General features: G+C 64.9%; 14 protein-coding genes. 11 read left to right on the forward strand and 3 right to left on the reverse strand.

What is annotated here, in order from left to right; translation table 11 throughout:
• Positions 1-45: 45 nt before the first annotated feature.
• Complete coding sequence (locus tag AC1DUN_RS23790) at positions 46-1,056, forward strand: glycosyltransferase (RefSeq protein ID WP_477716132.1); 1,011 nt, start codon at positions 46-48, stop codon at positions 1,054-1,056.
• Here the strand turns inward: AC1DUN_RS23790 and AC1DUN_RS23795 are convergent.
• The 3 genes from AC1DUN_RS23795 to AC1DUN_RS23805 form a co-directional block, all read right to left on the reverse strand.
• Positions 1,053-2,447: a FecR family protein gene (locus AC1DUN_RS23795; protein WP_477716133.1), complete on the reverse strand. Its 1,395-nt coding sequence runs from the start codon at positions 2,445-2,447 to the stop codon at positions 1,053-1,055. The genes AC1DUN_RS23790 and AC1DUN_RS23795 overlap by 4 nt on opposite strands.
• Positions 2,448-2,520: 73 nt before the next feature.
• On the reverse strand, positions 2,521-3,993 hold the full coding sequence (locus AC1DUN_RS23800) for a FecR family protein (RefSeq protein WP_477716134.1): 1,473 nt from the start codon (positions 3,991-3,993) through the stop codon (positions 2,521-2,523).
• Positions 3,994-4,039: 46 nt separating this feature from the next.
• On the reverse strand, positions 4,040-5,374 hold the full coding sequence (locus AC1DUN_RS23805; protein ID WP_477716135.1) for a surface lipoprotein assembly modifier: 1,335 nt from the start codon (positions 5,372-5,374) through the stop codon (positions 4,040-4,042).
• Positions 5,375-5,630: 256 nt separating this feature from the next.
• Here AC1DUN_RS23805 and AC1DUN_RS23810 point away from each other — a divergent pair, with 256 nt between their 5' ends.
• From AC1DUN_RS23810 to AC1DUN_RS23855, 10 genes are all read left to right on the forward strand, one after another.
• The gene (locus AC1DUN_RS23810; RefSeq protein ID WP_477661641.1) at positions 5,631-6,014 is read left to right on the forward strand and encodes an ArsR/SmtB family transcription factor; all 384 of its coding nucleotides are present in this window, start codon (positions 5,631-5,633) and stop codon (positions 6,012-6,014) included.
• 17 nt (positions 6,015-6,031) lie between these two features.
• Positions 6,032-7,375, forward strand: a complete 1,344-nt coding sequence (soxC, locus tag AC1DUN_RS23815) for a sulfite dehydrogenase (RefSeq protein ID WP_477716136.1) — start codon at positions 6,032-6,034, stop codon at positions 7,373-7,375.
• Positions 7,362-8,504, forward strand: coding sequence for a c-type cytochrome (locus AC1DUN_RS23820; protein ID WP_477716137.1), 1,143 nt, complete (start codon positions 7,362-7,364; stop codon positions 8,502-8,504). The genes soxC and AC1DUN_RS23820 overlap by 14 nt, the downstream gene beginning before the upstream one ends.
• Before the next feature lie 130 nt (positions 8,505-8,634).
• A complete protein-coding gene (gene soxY / locus AC1DUN_RS23825; protein WP_477661644.1) occupies positions 8,635-9,102 on the forward strand; it encodes a thiosulfate oxidation carrier protein SoxY in 468 nt (155 codons plus the stop codon).
• Between the two features lie 50 nt (positions 9,103-9,152).
• Entirely contained in the window at positions 9,153-9,464 is a 312-nt protein-coding gene (gene soxZ / locus AC1DUN_RS23830; RefSeq protein WP_007871154.1) for a thiosulfate oxidation carrier complex protein SoxZ, read from the forward strand.
• A gap of 64 nt (positions 9,465-9,528) precedes the next feature.
• Positions 9,529-10,335 (forward strand): sulfur oxidation c-type cytochrome SoxA, encoded by an 807-nt coding sequence (gene soxA, locus AC1DUN_RS23835; RefSeq protein WP_477716138.1) that lies wholly within the window; start codon positions 9,529-9,531, stop codon positions 10,333-10,335.
• Between the two features lie 17 nt (positions 10,336-10,352).
• Positions 10,353-11,012 carry a sulfur oxidation c-type cytochrome SoxX gene (gene soxX, locus AC1DUN_RS23840; RefSeq protein WP_477701019.1) on the forward strand — a complete coding sequence of 220 codons (660 nt, stop codon included), beginning with the start codon at positions 10,353-10,355 and terminating at the stop codon, positions 11,010-11,012.
• A gap of 75 nt (positions 11,013-11,087) precedes the next feature.
• Positions 11,088-12,806 carry a thiosulfohydrolase SoxB gene (soxB, locus tag AC1DUN_RS23845; RefSeq protein ID WP_477716139.1) on the forward strand — a complete coding sequence of 573 codons (1,719 nt, stop codon included), beginning with the start codon at positions 11,088-11,090 and terminating at the stop codon, positions 12,804-12,806.
• A 249-nt stretch (positions 12,807-13,055) separates the two neighbouring features.
• Entirely contained in the window at positions 13,056-15,944 is a 2,889-nt protein-coding gene (locus tag AC1DUN_RS23850; protein WP_477716140.1) for a 2-oxoglutarate dehydrogenase E1 component, read from the forward strand.
• A 51-nt stretch (positions 15,945-15,995) separates the two neighbouring features.
• Positions 15,996-16,259: biotin/lipoyl-containing protein (locus tag AC1DUN_RS23855; RefSeq protein WP_477716141.1), on the forward strand; the 264-nt coding region annotated here is incomplete at its 3' end.

A 16,259-nucleotide genomic window follows, 5' to 3' on the forward strand; every position in this document is an offset into this window, starting at 1 on the left:
AGCGGCCCCGTTAGCAACGGGGATCGCAGGGATAATCGGCGCAGCATGAATGCCCCCTCCGCACAGCCCACCACCCTGCACCTGCTCGGGCGTTTCAGCGAGGCCTTTACCGGCGCGGAACGCGAGCTGCTGGACATACGCCGCCTGCTGGAGGGCCGCCGGCCGGTCAAGCTCTGGTCCGACGTGCCGCCGCATCCGGCCTACGCGGGGCAGGGCATCGCGACCATACAGCCCTTTGCCCAGCAGTTTCCCCGGGGCGGCACCTTGCTGATCGCCGGCGTGCACATGCGGCCCGGCATCTGGCTCAAGTACGCCGGTTTTGAAAAAATCATCCTGTTCTACAACCTGGCCAACCACGCGCAGCTGTTTGCCGCGATGGAGGCCTTGCGCGACAGCACGGGCCTGGACCCGGAGCTGGTGTTCGTCTCCAGGATGCTGCAGCTCAGCGTGGGCCTGCCCGGCCGCATCGCGCGCAGCCTGATGGACCTGCAGCCTTTTCTCGCGGTGGCGGATGAGCGTTTCGCGCGGGCAGCGGAACGGCCTTTTACCGTGGGCCGCGTCAGCCGCGACGCGCCGGACAAACACCACCCGCAAGACCCGGCGCTCTACCGCATGCTGGCCAGCCGAGGCCTCAAGCTGCGCATCATGGGTGGAACCTGCCTGGCGGCCGCACTGCAGGGCGTCGAGGGGGTGGAGCTGCTGCCGGCCGGCGCCGAAAGCGCGGCCGATTTTTACCGCTCGCTTGACGCCTTTTTCTACCGCACGGGGGCTTCCACGGAGGCTTACGGCCGGGTGGTGGTGGAGGCCATGGCGGCCGGGCTGCCGGTGGTGGCCCATGCCCGCGGCGGTTATGCCGAAGTCATGGAACACACGGTGTCGGGCCTGCTGGTCCAGTCCCAGGAGGAGGCCTATGACGCGGTGACGCGGCTGGCGGGCGACGCCGGGCTGTGCCGGCAGATGGGCGAGGCGGGCAGGGCGCAGGCGCTGGCCGTGCATGGCCCCGAGGCCACGCAGCGCGAGATCGCTTTCTACCTCGAATCTGCTGCGGCTTCTTAAGGCGCCTGGAAGATCGCAGTGCCGGAATACGAGCCGGCGGGCGACAAGCTGCCGGTGTAGACCAGGCCGGCGCGGTTGGCGTTCGAGCCGGTGAACATGCCCTTGACGGCGCCGCTGCCGCTGGCAAAGCTGGAGCTCGAGAAGTAGACAAAGTTTTCCACCACGTTGCCGAAGGAGGTGTTGATGTTCACGCTGAGCATGGGCCCTCCGGCCTGGACCGGGTCGAAGTTGACCGAGAAGGTCGCGCTGTTGAGCGTTCCGCTGGTGCCGGTGTAGGACGTGGGTGCCGAACCGCCGATCAAGGTGTAGCTGGAGATGCCCACGGTGGTGGGCAGGACCGGCGTGGCCTGGCCCACGATGTAGTGCAGCTGGGCCAGGTTGGTGGCACCGTTCTTGGAGCCGCTGGCCCAGTTGCCCCAGCCGATGAAGTCGTTGGTGGCCATGGAGCCGAATGAGCCGGCCGCGGTATTGACGGTGGGCGTGAAGACGTTGCCGGACGACTCGAATTCGCTGACCTTGCCGGTGTTCATCACGACGGAGGCGGACGCCACCGGGCCGGTGAAGCTGCCGTTGGGGTCGGAGGTGACCGGGGGAAAGTGGTAGTGGGCGACAGCCGTCAGGTTGGTGAAGGTGCCGGTGTTGGGGTCGGGTGGCGGGGGCGGTGGGGGAGGCGCGGGCGGCGTGGGGGGGGGTGGCGTTACGGGCCCGACGGACTTGACCAGCTCGGGTTTGCCCTTGTCGTCGACCTTGTCGCCCACGGTGACCGGCTCGCGTTCCGGTGCGGGCGTGGGAACATTGGCCCGCACGTTGGTGCGCACGGGCGCATCCGTGCTGTTGACGACCCGCACCGATTCGCCGGCCGTCAGGCCCACGCAGCCGCCGGCGTTGCAGACCTCGATGGCATCCAGCTCGGTCGTGACGCCCAGCGAACCGTCGGGGTTGTAGCCCACATTGAAGCCGGAGCCGCGTATGCCTATGGTGGCCGTGGTGGTGGTGACCTTGTAGTTTTCGCGGTTGCGCTTGCCGATCAGGCCGGTGATGGCGCGCATGCTGCCGCGCAGCAGGTCAACCAGGAAACGGTCTTCCTTGGGATCGGCCTTGTCGACATAGTTGGCCACCTTGAATTCGGTGTTGGGCTGCAGGGACACCAGGCCGCCGTCGGTGAAGCGCACTTGCGCGCGCCCGCTGGCGCCGGTCAGTATGGCCTGGCCGCTTTCGATGTCCTTGCCCTTGACCAATGCCGTGGTGGCGCCGTCCGCGCGGCGCACGTTGACATCGCCGGAGATGAACTGGGCCACGCCGGCGGAAGGCGCGGCAAAAGCCTGCAGCGGGTAAATGGCGGCCAGCGCCATGGCCAGGGCGGTGTGTTGGAGCTTGATATGCGGGGTCATGGTGGTTTCTCCGGGTATTTTTTTGAAGCGGCTCGCACTGGGCTGATGGGGGGGGGCTACCAGTCGGCCCTGCTCAGAGCGGCGGTCTCAGGACCAGGTTGGTCTGCTGGAAAACGGCAGCGCCCGAAACCTGGCCGGTGCTGGGCCCTGTGCCGGTCACCGACGGCGCGCTGTAGACCAGCGCGGCGCGGCTGGCATTGTTGCCGGTGAAAAAACCGGTGACATTGGTGCCCGAGGTGTTGGTGATTTTCGAGTTGTTGATGTCGACGTTGCTGCTGATGCCGTAGTCGTTGCCGCCGAAGCGCGCGGTGAGGTCCAGGCTGCCATAGCCCTGGCCCGGGCTGTAGGCGCCGAAGTTGGCGACCAGCGAACCGCCGACAAGCTGGCCCGCGCCCAGCAGGCTGGAGAAAGCGGTGCCGCCGGCCAGCTGGTAGGTGCCCTGCATGTTGTCGGCCGGCATCTGGGCCGTCGGCGTCGGCCGGCCCATCACAAAGTGAACCGATTCAATCGCGGTGGTCGAGCCCGCCACGATTTTTTGCCCCGTCACCCAGCTGCCCCAGCCGACAAAGTCGGGATCGGACGGCACGCCCAGCGCGCCCTTTTCCATGCTGGTGAGGCCGGGTGTGCTGCGGAACTGGGTCCGGACGTCGCGGCTGTCGACGCTGTCGAAGTCGATCGGCTTGCCGCTCAGAAAGCTGGTCAGCACGGCGGTGCCGGCCTCGGGGTAGTAGCTTTCGACGATTGAGCTGGTTGTCGTGCTGTCGGTAAACGCAACCGCCGCGGCCAGGTCGGTGAACACCTGTTTGACGGGCGCCGGCGTGACGGGCGCCTGCTTGGGAGGGGGTGGGGGAGGGGGTGGGGCAGGGACAACGGTGGGTGTGCCCTTGTCGTCGACCTTGTCGCCCACGGTGACCGGCTCTCGTTCCGGCGCGGGCGTAGGCACATTGGCCCGCACATTGGTGCGAACCGGTGCTTCGGAGCTGTTGATGACCCGCACCGACTCGCCGGCCGTCAGGCCCACGCAGCCGCCGGCGTTGCAGACCTCGATAGCGTCCAGCTCGGTCGTGATGCCCAGGGAGCCGTCGGGGTTGTAGCCCACGCTGAAGCCTGAGCCGCGTATGCCTATGGTGGCCGTGGTGGTGGTGACCTTGTAGTTCTCGCGGTTGCGCTTGCCGATCAGGCCGGTGATGGCGCGCATGCTGCCGCGCAGCAGGTCGACCAGGAAGCGGTCCTGCTTGGGGTCGGCCTCGTCGACATAGTTGGCGATCTTGAACTCGGTGTTGGGCTGCAGGGACACCAGGCCGCCGTCGGAAAACCGTACCTGGGCGCGGCCGGCCGTGCCCGTCAGTATGGATTCGCCGCTCTCCAGCGGCTTGCCCTTGGCCAGCGCCTCGGCCTTGCCGTTGGTGCGCAGCACGTTGACGTCGCCGGCGATGAACTGGGCGACGCCGGCCGAGCCGGCGGCGAAAGACTGGGCGGGGAAGGCCGCCGCAACCACGACCGACAGGGCGGCGCGTCTGAGGGGAAATTCCCGTCGGGTTTTCATGGGGCTGTCTGGGCGGGGGCGGGCGTGTTCAGTTGGCACCGTGGATTCAGAAGTCGCGGCGCACCGTGACCGAGAACAGGCTGCGCTTGTAGTCGGAAATCGCGACGTTGGATTTCACCGAGGTCAGGGCCAGTTGGGGCGTGACGCGCCACAGCTTGGCGGGCACCCAGTTCAGGCCGATGTTCAGGTTCCACTGCTTGTCATGGCGGGTGACGAGGAAGAGCGGGTCGGCGCCGCCGTATTTGCGGTCTTCGTAGGCGAGGCTGCCGAACAGCGCCAGCGCGTCCGAAAGCGTTTTCTGGATGCCGGTACGCAGGCCGACAAGGTCATGGCCCAGTTGCGGTACGCCCGCGGCGTGCTCTTTTTCCGTGCCGACGTAGCCGCCCGCGAAGACCACGATGTTGCTGTCGCGGAAGGCATGGGCATAGGAGGTGCCGACCACCGTGCGGGTCGCGTCGCGCAGCGACTGGCCGGGGTAGCTCAGGTCGCCCCACTGGATGTAGGTGCTCCACTGGCGAAAGCCGTCGATGCGGTAAGTCCATTCGCCGACCAGGCCCAGCTGGTCGCGGGCGCGCGAGCCGGCCACGGTGTAAGTCCCGGCCTGCACCACGCCCGAGAACTCGTGTTTGTCGTAGCGGTAGCTGGCGCCGAAATTCACATCGGCCTGGCCGGTGTTGAAGTCGTTGTACTTGCTGTTGACGCGCGCGTTGCCGTAGACGTTGCCGATCAGCGACCAGCGCGGGTCCACCACGTAACGGGCCGACAGGCCGCCGCCCAGGCTCACGAAGGCGTCCTTGGTTTCGACGCCGGCGGGGTTCAGCGTGAAGATCAGGCCGCCGAAAGCGGGCACGGCCACGTTCGGGTTGCCGGGGCCGCTGTTGATGTTGGTGTCGTAGCCTATGCTGGCTTCCAGGAAGGGCTTGACCGACGAGCGGGCGGCTTCTTCGGTGCGGTCAATGGCCTGCAGGAACTGGTCGATGGTGGCGGCGGCCTCGGCCGGGATGTTGTCCTGCTTGGTTTCCAGCAGCACTTGCCGCGAGGCCTTGGTGTCACCGACGGAAAACAGCGCGCGGCCGAGTTCGGCGCGTGCCCGCGAGTTGCCGGGCTGCACGGCCAGCACGCGTTCCAGGGCGAATACCGCGCGGGTGTACTGGCCGGTCTCGTTCGCGGCAATGCCCAGCACGGTGTCGAAGTCCGGGTCGCCCGCGCGCGCCGCCTCTTGCGGCTCCAGCAGGTCGAAGGCTTTTTGCGCCTGGCTTTGGTCCAGCAGGGTGCGGGCGTTGCTGACCAGTGCGTCGACTTCTGCATGCGCCAGGCCGTTGGCCAGGATGGCAAGAAGAACAGTGACCCCGCCCGAGAAAAGTTTGTTTTTTGAATACATAAGTATTATTTTATAAAGGTCCCAGGTAACAACCCGTAAGCAACAAAAGTTTTATATCACGCGAGGATGACTTTCAGGGGTTTATTACACCTGCTACAGAGGGCGCAAGTGCGGCTCGGCAACACCTTTTTCGGGCTTTGGCACCGACTTGGTGATATTCACCAATTTCAGGGGGCGGCCAAGGGTATTCACGGGGGACGCGCTCCTGGTTTGCCGGAATAATATTAGTAATTGCTTATATTAAGAAGAAGTCACTATGGACGAGATGATTCAGGCCAGTGCCCAGGTGGAACGGGGGCGGGTGTTTGAGCTGGCTGCCGAGCTGTTCGCCGTGCTCGCCACGCCCATGCGTTTGCGCGTGCTGAGCGCCCTGTGCGAACGCGAAAAATCCGTCAACGAGTTGCTGGCCGAGATCGACACCACCCAGCCCAATCTCTCCCAGCACCTGGCCGTGCTGTACCGCACCGGTGTGCTGGCCAAGCGCAGGGAAGGCACCCAGGTGATTTACCGGGTGCAAAGCGAAAAAGCCGTGGCGCTGTGCCGCAGTGTCTGCACCCAGATCGCCATCGAACTGGATGAGCCGGGCGCGCTGCCGCCAGGGCAAAGCCTGTCACCGCGCCCCGGCTTGCAGGACGCCTGAACCGAAAGACGCCACCCATGCTGAACCGATTCCTACAGCGCGCGCCTGAAAACTTTCTTTCGCGCGAGCAGATACAAGAAGTACGGGCGGGGCGCCGCGGCTTTCTGGCCGGCGCCTTTGCCGCCGCGGCCGGCACTGTGGCCGCGGGCCGGGCCGTTGCGCAGGGCGCGACGATGCCCGCCGAAGGCGAAGCTGAAATCCTGAACCTTCCGCCGCACAGCAAGGGCCTGGGCCAGCCGGTGGCGGCCCGCGGCTACGGCCTGCCCAGCGAGTTCGAGAAAAACCTGCAGCGCCGCGAAAGCCCAGGCCTGACGCGCGTGAGCCAGGCCAGCGTGAGTTTTTGCCCCTTGCAAGGCCTGTTCGGCATCATCACGCCCAGCGGCCTGCACTTTGAGCGCCACCACCAGGGCTGGTGGGACATAGACCCGTCCAAACACCGGCTGATGCTGAACGGCTCCGACGAGGCCATGCTCAAGCGCCCCATGGTCTTCAATATGGACGAGCTGATGCGCTTGCCCAGCGTGAGCCGCATGCACTTCATCGAGTGCGGCGCCAACACCGGCATGGAATGGGGCAATGCCGCCGTCCCGACGGTGCAGTACACACACGGCATGCTGAGCTGCAGCGAGTTCACGGGCGTGCCGCTGCGCACCCTGCTGGAGCTCTGCGGCGCCGACCTCAAGCGCGCGAAATTCATCCTGGCCGAAGGCGCCGACGGCTCCGGCATGACGCGCACCATTCCCATGAGCCTGGTGATGAGCGGCGAGGTGCTGGTCGCCTATGGGCAAAACGGCGAAATGCTGCGGCCTGAAAACGGCTACCCGCTGCGGCTCATCGTGCCCGGCGTGCAGGGCGTGAGCTGGGTCAAATACCTGCGCCGCATCGAAGTGGGCGACATGCCCTACGGCGCCAAGGACGAAACGATTCACTATGTGGACCTGCAGCCCAGCGGCTTGCACCGGCAGTACACCAGCATCCAGGAAGTCAAAAGCGTGGTCACCTCGCCCAGCGGCGGCCAGGTGCTGCTGCAAAAAGGCTTTCACAACATCACGGGCCTGGCCTGGAGCGGTCGCGGCAAGATACGCCGGGTTGATGTCTCGGTCGACGGCGGCCGCAACTGGACGCAGGCGCGGCTCGAAGGGCCGGTGCTGGCCAAATGCCTCACGCGTTTTAACGCCGACTTCGTCTGGGACGGCAAGCCGGCGATTTTCCAGAGCCGCGCGGTGGACGAAACCGGGCAGATCCAGCCGAGCTACAACGAACTGCGCAAGGTGCGCGCCTCGCGCAGCATTTACCACAACAACGCCATCCAATCGTGGTCGCTGGAAGAAAACGGCGAGGTGAAAAATGTCCAGGTTTAAACGCGCCCGGTGCTCGCTGCTGGTGCTCGCCTGCCTTTGCACGATGGGCACGGCATTCGCGCAGACGACCCCGGCCGCGCGGCAGGCTGCGCTGGCCAATATCGGCCGGACTGCCACGCCCGCCGAAGTCAAGGCCTGGGACATCGACGTGCGGCCCGATTTCAAGGGCCTGCCCAAGGGGCAGGGCTCGGTGCGCCAGGGTGAGGTGCTGTGGGAAGCGCAGTGCGCTTCCTGCCACGGCAGTTTTGCCGAGTCGTCCGAGGTGTTCACGCCGATTGCCGGCGGCACCACGGCGCAGGACGTGCAAAACGGCCGGGTCGACGGCCTGATGCCGGGCGCCAACCAGCCCAACCGCACCACGCTGATGAAGGTGTCCACGCTGTCGACGCTGTGGGACTACATCAACCGCGCCATGCCCTGGAGCGCGCCCAAGACGCTGACGCCCGACGAGGTCTATGCCGCGACGGCCTACATCCTGTTCCTGGGCAATGTGCTGCCGGAAGACTTCACGCTGTCTGACGCCAACATCCGCGAGGTGCAGGAGCGCCTGCCCAACCGCAAGGGCATGACGACGGCGCATGCGATGTGGCCCGGCAAGGAATTAGGCGGCACGGCCAGGCCCGACGTGCAGGGCTCGAACTGCATGGTGAACTGCAAGGCCGAAGTGGTGGTTAAAAGCTTTTTGCCCGACTATGCGCGCAACGCCCATGGCAACCTGGCCGAGCAGTCCCGCCTGGTGGGCGAAAGCCGCGGGGTGGACACGACGCGGCCGGCCGCGGCGGGACAATCGGGCGGCGCCGTGGCGCAGGCCGAGCGCGCGCCCGCCGCCGCAATCCCGGTGGCGGCCGTGGTGAAGGCGGCGGCCTCCGGCACCGCGTCGGTGATGCCGTTGCTGCAGAAAAATACCTGCGTGGCCTGCCACGGCATGGACAGCAAACTGGTGGGGCCGTCCTTCAGGGATATAGCCAACAAATATAAGGATCGCGCCGACGCGGTGAATTACCTCTCGGGCAAAATCAAGGCGGGCGGGCAGGGCGTCTGGGGTGCGATTCCGATGCCGCCGCAGGCTTTGAGCGCGGCGGAGTCGGCGCAGATTTCCCAATGGCTGGCGCAGGGCGCGGCGAAGTAGGGGGCGGCGGGCCGGCGGTGTTTTTTTGAGGCATGCTTGGGAGAAATACCCTCCCGGATTTTTCGGTTTTTGGTGTCCAATCGGACTAAGTTTTTAAGACATTCAAGTTATATAAAAGAGGAGTTCAACCATGGAACGTCGTGATTTTTTGGCCAGCAGTTCCGGTGCCACGGCGCTGGCGCTGGCAGCCGCTTCGGGTTTGAGCCCGGCCTACGCGCAAAACGCCCCGGGCTGGAACAAGGCCGCTTTTGAGAGCAAATCCCTGGCCGACGCGGCCAAGGCCATGGGCGCCACCAGCGCGCCCGTCGAAAGCAAGGACCTGCTGCTGCAGGCGCCCGAGATCGCCGAAAACGGCAACGTGGTACGCGTCGGCGCCCAGAGCAATATCGCCAATACCACGCAGATCGCTCTGGTCGTTGAAAAGAACCCCAGCGCGCTGGCCGCCATGTTCGAGATCCCGGCCGGCACCGACGCCAATGTCTCGACCAATATCAAGATGGGCCAGTCCTCCAATGTCTACGCGCTGGCCAAGGCCGGCGACAAGTACTTCTATGCGGTGAAGGAAGTGAAGGTCACGCTAGGCGGCTGCGGCGGTTGATCCGTCCCATCCCCCGTCTACCAACCCAAGCTTGAAATCAGGAGAAAAAAATGTCAGACCCCATGCGGATCCGGGCCCAGGCCCAAGGCGATAAAACCACGGTGCGTGTGCTCGTGAGCCATGAAATGGAAAGCGGCCAGCGCAAGGATGCCGCCGGCAAGACCGTGCCGGCCTGGTTCATCCAGAACATCAGCGCCACCTGGAACGGCAAGACCGTCATGAGCGCCCAGTGGGGCACGGCCGTCTCCAAAAACCCCTTTGTGCAGTTCAGCTTCAAGGGTGGCAAGGCCGGCGACAAAATTGCTGTGAGCTGGACCGACAACCACGGCGACAAGCGTACCGACGAGGCCGTCATTTCCTGAGTTCCCCGCCGGTTTGCGCGCCGCGGCCCCGGCCGCCCACAACGATATTTGAGGAGAGAGCACGATGAAATTGAGCCTGTTTGGGCTGGCGGCCCTGGCCGCCCTATCCGCCTTGCCGCTGCCGGCGGCGGCGCAGAAGAGCACGGCCGAAGGCATTGCCGAATACCGCGCCATGCTGGCCGACGGCAACCCCGCCGAGCTCTACGAAGCCAAGGGTGAGGCTCTCTGGAAACAGGCGCGCGGCCCGAAAAACGCCTCGCTGGAAAAATGCGACCTGGGCAAGGGGCCGGGCGTGGTCAAGGGCGCTTTTGTCGAGTTGCCGCGTTTTTTCGCCGACACCCAGCGCGTGCAGGACCTGGAGTCGCGCCTGCTGACCTGCATGGAACAGCTGCAGGGCTTTAGCGCCGCCGAGATCGCCAAGACCCCTTTCGGTGCGGGCGAGCAGAAATCGATTGAATCGCTGGTGGCCTATCTCTCGGCCGAGTCGCGCGACATGGCGTTCAATGTGCCGCAGTCGCATGCCAAGGAAAAGCTGATGTACGAAGTCGGCAAGAAGGTGTTTTACCTTCGCGGCGGCCCGTATGACTTCTCCTGCGCGTCCTGCCACGGCGAGGACAACAAGCGCGTGCGCCTGCAGGACCTGCCCAACCTGACCAAACAGCCCGGCGCCGGCAACGGCTTCGGCGCCTGGCCGGCCTACCGCGTCTCCAGCGGCGACCTGTGGAGCATGCAGCGCCGCCTGAACGACTGCTACCGGCAGCAGCGCTTCCCCTTCCCGGGCTACGCCTCCGATGCCACCATCGCCCTGGGCGTGTACATGGGCGTCAACAGCAAGGGCGGCGTGTCGATCGCGCCCGCCTTGAAACGTTAATCCGGCAGGACACCCCCATGAATACCTCCTACACACAAGCAGCGCTGTCCGCGGCGGGCCTGGCTTTCGCGGCTTTTTTCCTGTCCAGCTGCGCCACCGCGCCCACGGCCCAGCAGGTCGATGAAGCCACCCAGCAGGTGCTCAAAAGCTCCTTTCGCGAGCAGGGCATCGCCAAGATGGACCGGCTGACGCTGGACGCTTCCAACCAGGCCTGCTCGGAAGCGGCCGGCAAGCCGCTGGACGAAAAGCTCGCCAAGTCCATTGAAGAGGCCAACCTGCAAACCGTGAAGCCGCCTTCGGACGGCAAGTACCTGGGCAACTGGAGCGAGGGCGAAAAAATCGCGCAGAACGGCCGCGGCCTGACCTGGAGCGACAAACCCGGCGAGGCCAACGGCGGCAGCTGCTACAACTGCCACCAGATCAGCAAGGCCGAGTTGTCTTTCGGCTCCATAGGTCCCAGCCTTTACAACTACGGCAAGCTGCGCGGCGTGAGCAACCCGGCTTCGCCCGAAAGCAAGCCCATCGTGGACTACACCTGGGGCAAGCTCTGGAACGCCAAGGCCTACAACGCCTGCTCCGACATGCCCCGCTTTGGCCACGCGTCCATCCTGAGCGAGCAGCAGATCCGCGACGTGATGGCGCTGCTGCTGGACCCGAACTCACCCGTCAACAAGTGACCCGCGGCGCTACGGCGCCCGGACCGACCGCAACCTGAAAGCATGCCTGGTGCGCCGGGCAGGATGACCAACGCCATGAATCTCTCCCGCCGCGAATTCGCAAGTGTCATGGCGGCCGCCCTGGCCGCCGGTTTCCCCCTGCAGCGTGAGGCCGGCGCCGCCCAGGCGGCGGGCCTGTATGAGCTGCCGCGCAGCGGCAATGTGCACCTGCTGCACATGACCGACTGCCATGCCCAGCTGCTGCCGATTTATTTCCGCGAGCCCTCCGTCAACCTGGGCGTGGGCGCCATGCGCGGGCAGGCGCCGCACCTGGTGGGCGAGCACCTGCTCAAGGCGGCCGGCCTCAAGTCGGGCACGCCCCAGGCCCACGCGCTGACCTTTCTCGACTTCGAGCGGGCCGCGCGCCAGTACGGCAAGGTGGGCGGTTTCGCCCATCTCGCCACCTTGGTCAAACAGCTCAAGGCCGGGCGCCCCGGCGCCTTGCTGCTCGACGGCGGCGACACCTGGCAGGGCAGTGCCACCGCGCTCTGGACGCAGGGCCAGGACATGGTGGACGCGGCCAAGCTGCTGGGCGTGGATGTGATGACCGGCCACTGGGACTTTACCTACGGCGAGGAGCGCATCAAAAAAATCGTCGAGCAGGACTTCGCCGGCAAGGTCGACTTCATCGCGCAAAACGTCAAAACCAGCGACTTCGGCGACCCGGTATTCAAGCCCTATGTGATCAAGGAAATGAACGGCGTGCCGGTGGCCATCGTCGGCCAGGCCTTTCCCTATACGCCGATTGCCAACCCGGGCTGGCTCACGCCCAACTGGACCTTCGGTATTCGCGAAAGCGAGATGCAGGAGACCGTCAACGAGGCGCGCGCCAAGGGCGCCCAGGCCGTGGTGCTGCTGAGCCACAACGGCATGGACGTGGACCTCAAGATGGCCTCGCGCGTGAGCGGCATAGACGCGATCCTGGGCGGCCATACCCACGACGGCGTGCCGGTGCCGGTCATCGTCAAAAACCCGGGCGGCCAGACCATCGTGACCAATGCCGGCAGCAACGGCAAGTTCCTGGGGGTGCTGGACCTTGAGGTCAAGGACGGCAAGGTGGCCGGTTTCAACTACCGGCTGCTGCCGGTGTTCGCCAATCTGTTGCCGGCCGACGCGGCCATGAACGAGCTGATCGCGAAGGTGAGGGCGCCTTACACCGCCAAACTCGGCGAAAAACTGGCAGTGACGGAAGGCACGCTCTACCGGCGCGGCAATTTCAACGGCAGCTTCGACCAGCTGATCCTTGATGCGCTCATGAAAGTGCGCGGCGCCGAGATCGCGTTCTCGCCGGGATTCCGTTGGGGCACCTCGCTGCTGCCCGGCCAGGCCATCACGCGCGAGCATGTGATGGACCAGACGGCCATCAGCTATCCCTGGACCACGCTGACCGACATGCGCGGCGACATGATCAAGACCATCCTGGAAGACGTGGGCGACAACCTGTTCAATCCCGACCCGTACTACCAGCAGGGCGGCGACATGGTGCGCGTGGGCGGCCTCACCTATACCTGCGAGCCCGGCGCCAAAATGGGCGAACGCATTCAGGACATGCGCCTGGGCGGCAAACTCATCGAGGCCGGCAAGACTTACAAGGTGGCCGGCTGGGCGCCGGTGGCCGAAGCCAGTAAAAACGCCGGCCCGCCGGTCTGGGAGGTGGTGGAGAGCTACCTCAAGATGCAAAAAGTCATCAAACCCGTTAAACCCAACACGCCAAAGCTGGTCGGCGTGGCCGGTGACCCGGGCCTTGCCGCCTGAGCTTTCGCCCCAATCTGTCAAACAGCTGTCAATGCCGGCATGTGAAGGCTTGTAAAAGCTGTGGTCCATTCAAGATACGCATAACCACGGTCTTTCGGCTGTCACAGTTCGGTGGCACAATCTGGGGTGTTTCTGAAGGCCCTTCCTGCCACAGTCGCATCCGCTAATCGGTCCAGCCGTGTTGCGGAAGGTTAATCAACCAGCTTTAACCAGCTAATGTTTCCTTAAGGGAAACGGAGGTCAGCGGATATGAGTTCCAGCCCGACGGCATCGTCCGTCTATTCAGCCTATCAAGGCAACACCTACCTCTTCGGCGGCAATGCGCCCTATGTCGAAGAGATGTACGAAAACTACCTCGCCAACCCCGGCAGCGTGCCTGACAACTGGCGCGAGTATTTCGACGCACTCCAGCACGTTCCCGCCGTGGACGGCAGCAATGCCAAGGACGTTCCGCACCTGCCGGTCGTCAATGCCTTCGCCGAGCGCGCCAAACAAGGCCAGACCAAGGTCGTGGTCGCCAGCGGCGCCGACTCCGAAATGGGCCGCAAGCGCACGGCCGTCCAGCAGCTGATCGCCGCCTACCGCAACGTCGGCGCACGCTGGGCCGACCTGGACCCGCTCAAGCGCGCCGAACGCGACAAGATTCCCGAACTGGAGCCCTCGTTCTACGGCTTCAGCGACGCCGACCAGGAAACCGTGTTCAACACCAGCAACACCTTCTTCGGCAAGGACACCATGAGCCTGCGCGAGCTCATGAATGCGCTGCGCGAAACCTATTGCGGCACGATTGGCGCCGAATACATGTACGCCACCGACCAGAACCACAAGCGCTGGTGGCAGCAAAAGCTTGAATCGATTCGCAGCAAGCCCAACTTCGCCAAGGAAAAGAAGCTCCACATCCTGGACCGCCTGACGGCTGCCGAAGGCCTGGAGCGTTTCCTCCACACCAAGTACGTCGGCCAGAAGCGCTTCTCGCTGGAAGGCGGCGAAAGCTTCATCGCCAGCATGGATGAGCTGATCCAGCAGGGCGGCATCAAGGGCGTGCAGGAAATCGTGATCGGCATGGCGCACCGCGGCCGCCTCAACGTGCTGGTCAACTCCCTGGGCAAGGTCCCGGCCGACCTGTTCGCCGAGTTCGACCATACCGCCCCTGAAGATCTGCCCAGCGGCGACGTCAAATACCACCAGGGCTTCAGCTCGGACGTGACCACCCCCGGCGGCCCGGTCCACCTGACCCTGGCCTTCAACCCCTCGCACCTGGAAATCGTCAACCCCGTGGTGGAAGGCTCGGTGCGCGCCCGCATGGACCGCCGTGCCGACCCGCAGGGCAAGCAGGTGCTGCCCGTGCTGGTGCACGGCGACGCCGCCTTCGCGGGCCAGGGCGTGGTCATGGAAACGCTGGCGCTGGCCGAAACCCGTGGCTACTTCACGGGCGGCACGGTGCACATCGTGATCAACAACCAGATCGGCTTTACCACCAGCGACCCGCGCGACAGCCGCTCGACGCTGTACTGCTCCGATGTCGTCAAGATGATCGAGGCACCGGTGCTGCACGTCAACGGCGACGATCCTGAAGCCGTCGTGCTGGCCACCCAGCTGGCGCTCGAATTCCGCATGGAGTTCCACAAGGATGTCGTGGTCGACATCATCTGCTTCCGCAAACTGGGCCACAACGAGCAGGACACGCCCGCGCTGACCCAGCCGCTGATGTACAAAAAGATCGCGCAACACCCCGGCACGCGCAAGCTGTACGCCGACAAGCTGGCGGCCCAGGGCATGGGCGACACGCTGGGCGACGACCTGGTCAAGGCCACGCGCGCGGCGCTGGACGCCGGCAAGAGCACCTTCGACCCGGTGCTGACCAACTTCAAGAGCAAGTACGCGGTCGACTGGACCCCTTACCTCGGCAAGAAGTGGACCGACGCGGGCGACACCGCCATCCCCATGGCCGAGTGGAAGCGCCTGGCCGACAGGATCACCGCCATCCCGTCCACCGTGGCGCCGCACCAGCTGGTCAAGAAGGTGTACGACGACCGCGCCGCCATGGGCCGCGGCGACATCCCCGTGGACTGGGGCATGGGTGAGCACATGGCTTTCGCCTCGCTGGTGGCCAGCGGCTACCCGGTGCGCCTGTCCGGTGAAGACTGCGGCCGCGGCACCTTCACGCACCGCCACGCCGTGATCCACGACCAGAACCGTGAGAAGTTCGACACCGGCACCTATGTGCCGCTGCAGAACGTGGCCGACAACCAGGCTCCGTTCGTCGTCATCGACTCCATCCTGTCCGAAGAGGCGGTGCTGGCGTTTGAATACGGCTACGCCTCCAATGATCCCAACACGCTGGTGATCTGGGAAGCCCAGTTCGGCGACTTCGCCAACGGCGCGCAGGTCGTGATCGACCAGTTCATCGCCTCGGGCGAGGTGAAGTGGGGCCGCGTCAACGGCATCACGCTGATGCTGCCGCACGGCTACGAAGGCCAGGGCCCCGAGCACAGCTCGGCTCGCCTGGAGCGCTTCATGCAGCTGTCGGCCGACCTGAACATGCAGGTGGTGCAGCCCACCACGGCCAGCCAGATCTTCCACGTGCTGCGCCGCCAGATGGTGCGCAACCTGCGCAAGCCGCTGGTCATCATGACGCCCAAGTCGCTGCTGCGCAACAAGGACGCGACCTCGCCGCTGTCCGAGTTCACCAAGGGCGCTTTCCAGACCGTGATCCCCGAGAACAAGGAAGAGATCAACAAGAAGGCCGACAAGGTCAAGCGCATCATCGCCTGCTCGGGCAAGGTCTATTACGACCTGGCCAAGAAGCGCGAGGAAAAAGGCGCGGACGACACCGTCATCCTGCGTGTCGAGCAGCTCTATCCCTTCCCGCACAAGGCCTTCGCCACCGAGCTCAAGCGCTACCCGAACGCCACCGACATCGTGTGGTGCCAGGACGAGCCGCAAAACCAGGGTGCCTGGTTCTTCGTGCAGCACTACATCCACGAAAACATGCTTGATGGCCAGAAGCTGGGCTACTCAGGCCGTGCCGCCTCCGCGTCGCCGGCCGTGGGCTACTCGCACCTGCACCAGGAGCAGCAAAAGGCGCTGGTGGATGGCGCCTTCGGCAAGCTCAAGGGCTTTGTGCTGTCCAAGTAAGGCCGGCCACTTCACCATACAGAACACAAGAACGTACACGAAAGAAACAACATGGCTATCGTAGAAGTCAAAGTCCCCCAGCTGTCCGAGTCCGTGGCCGAGGCCACCATGCTGCAGTGGAAGAAAAAAGTCGGTGAAGCAATCGCCATCGATGAAATCCTGATCGAAATCGAAACCGACAAGGTCGTGCTCGAAGTGCCCGCGCCTTCGGCCGGCGTGCTGACCGAGCTGGTGGTTGCCGACGGCGGCACCGTGGTGTCCGACCAGGTGATCGCCAAAATTGACACCGAAGGCAAGGCGGGCGCTGGTGCGCCC

This window comes from Polaromonas sp. P4_F6, assembly GCF_056401275.1.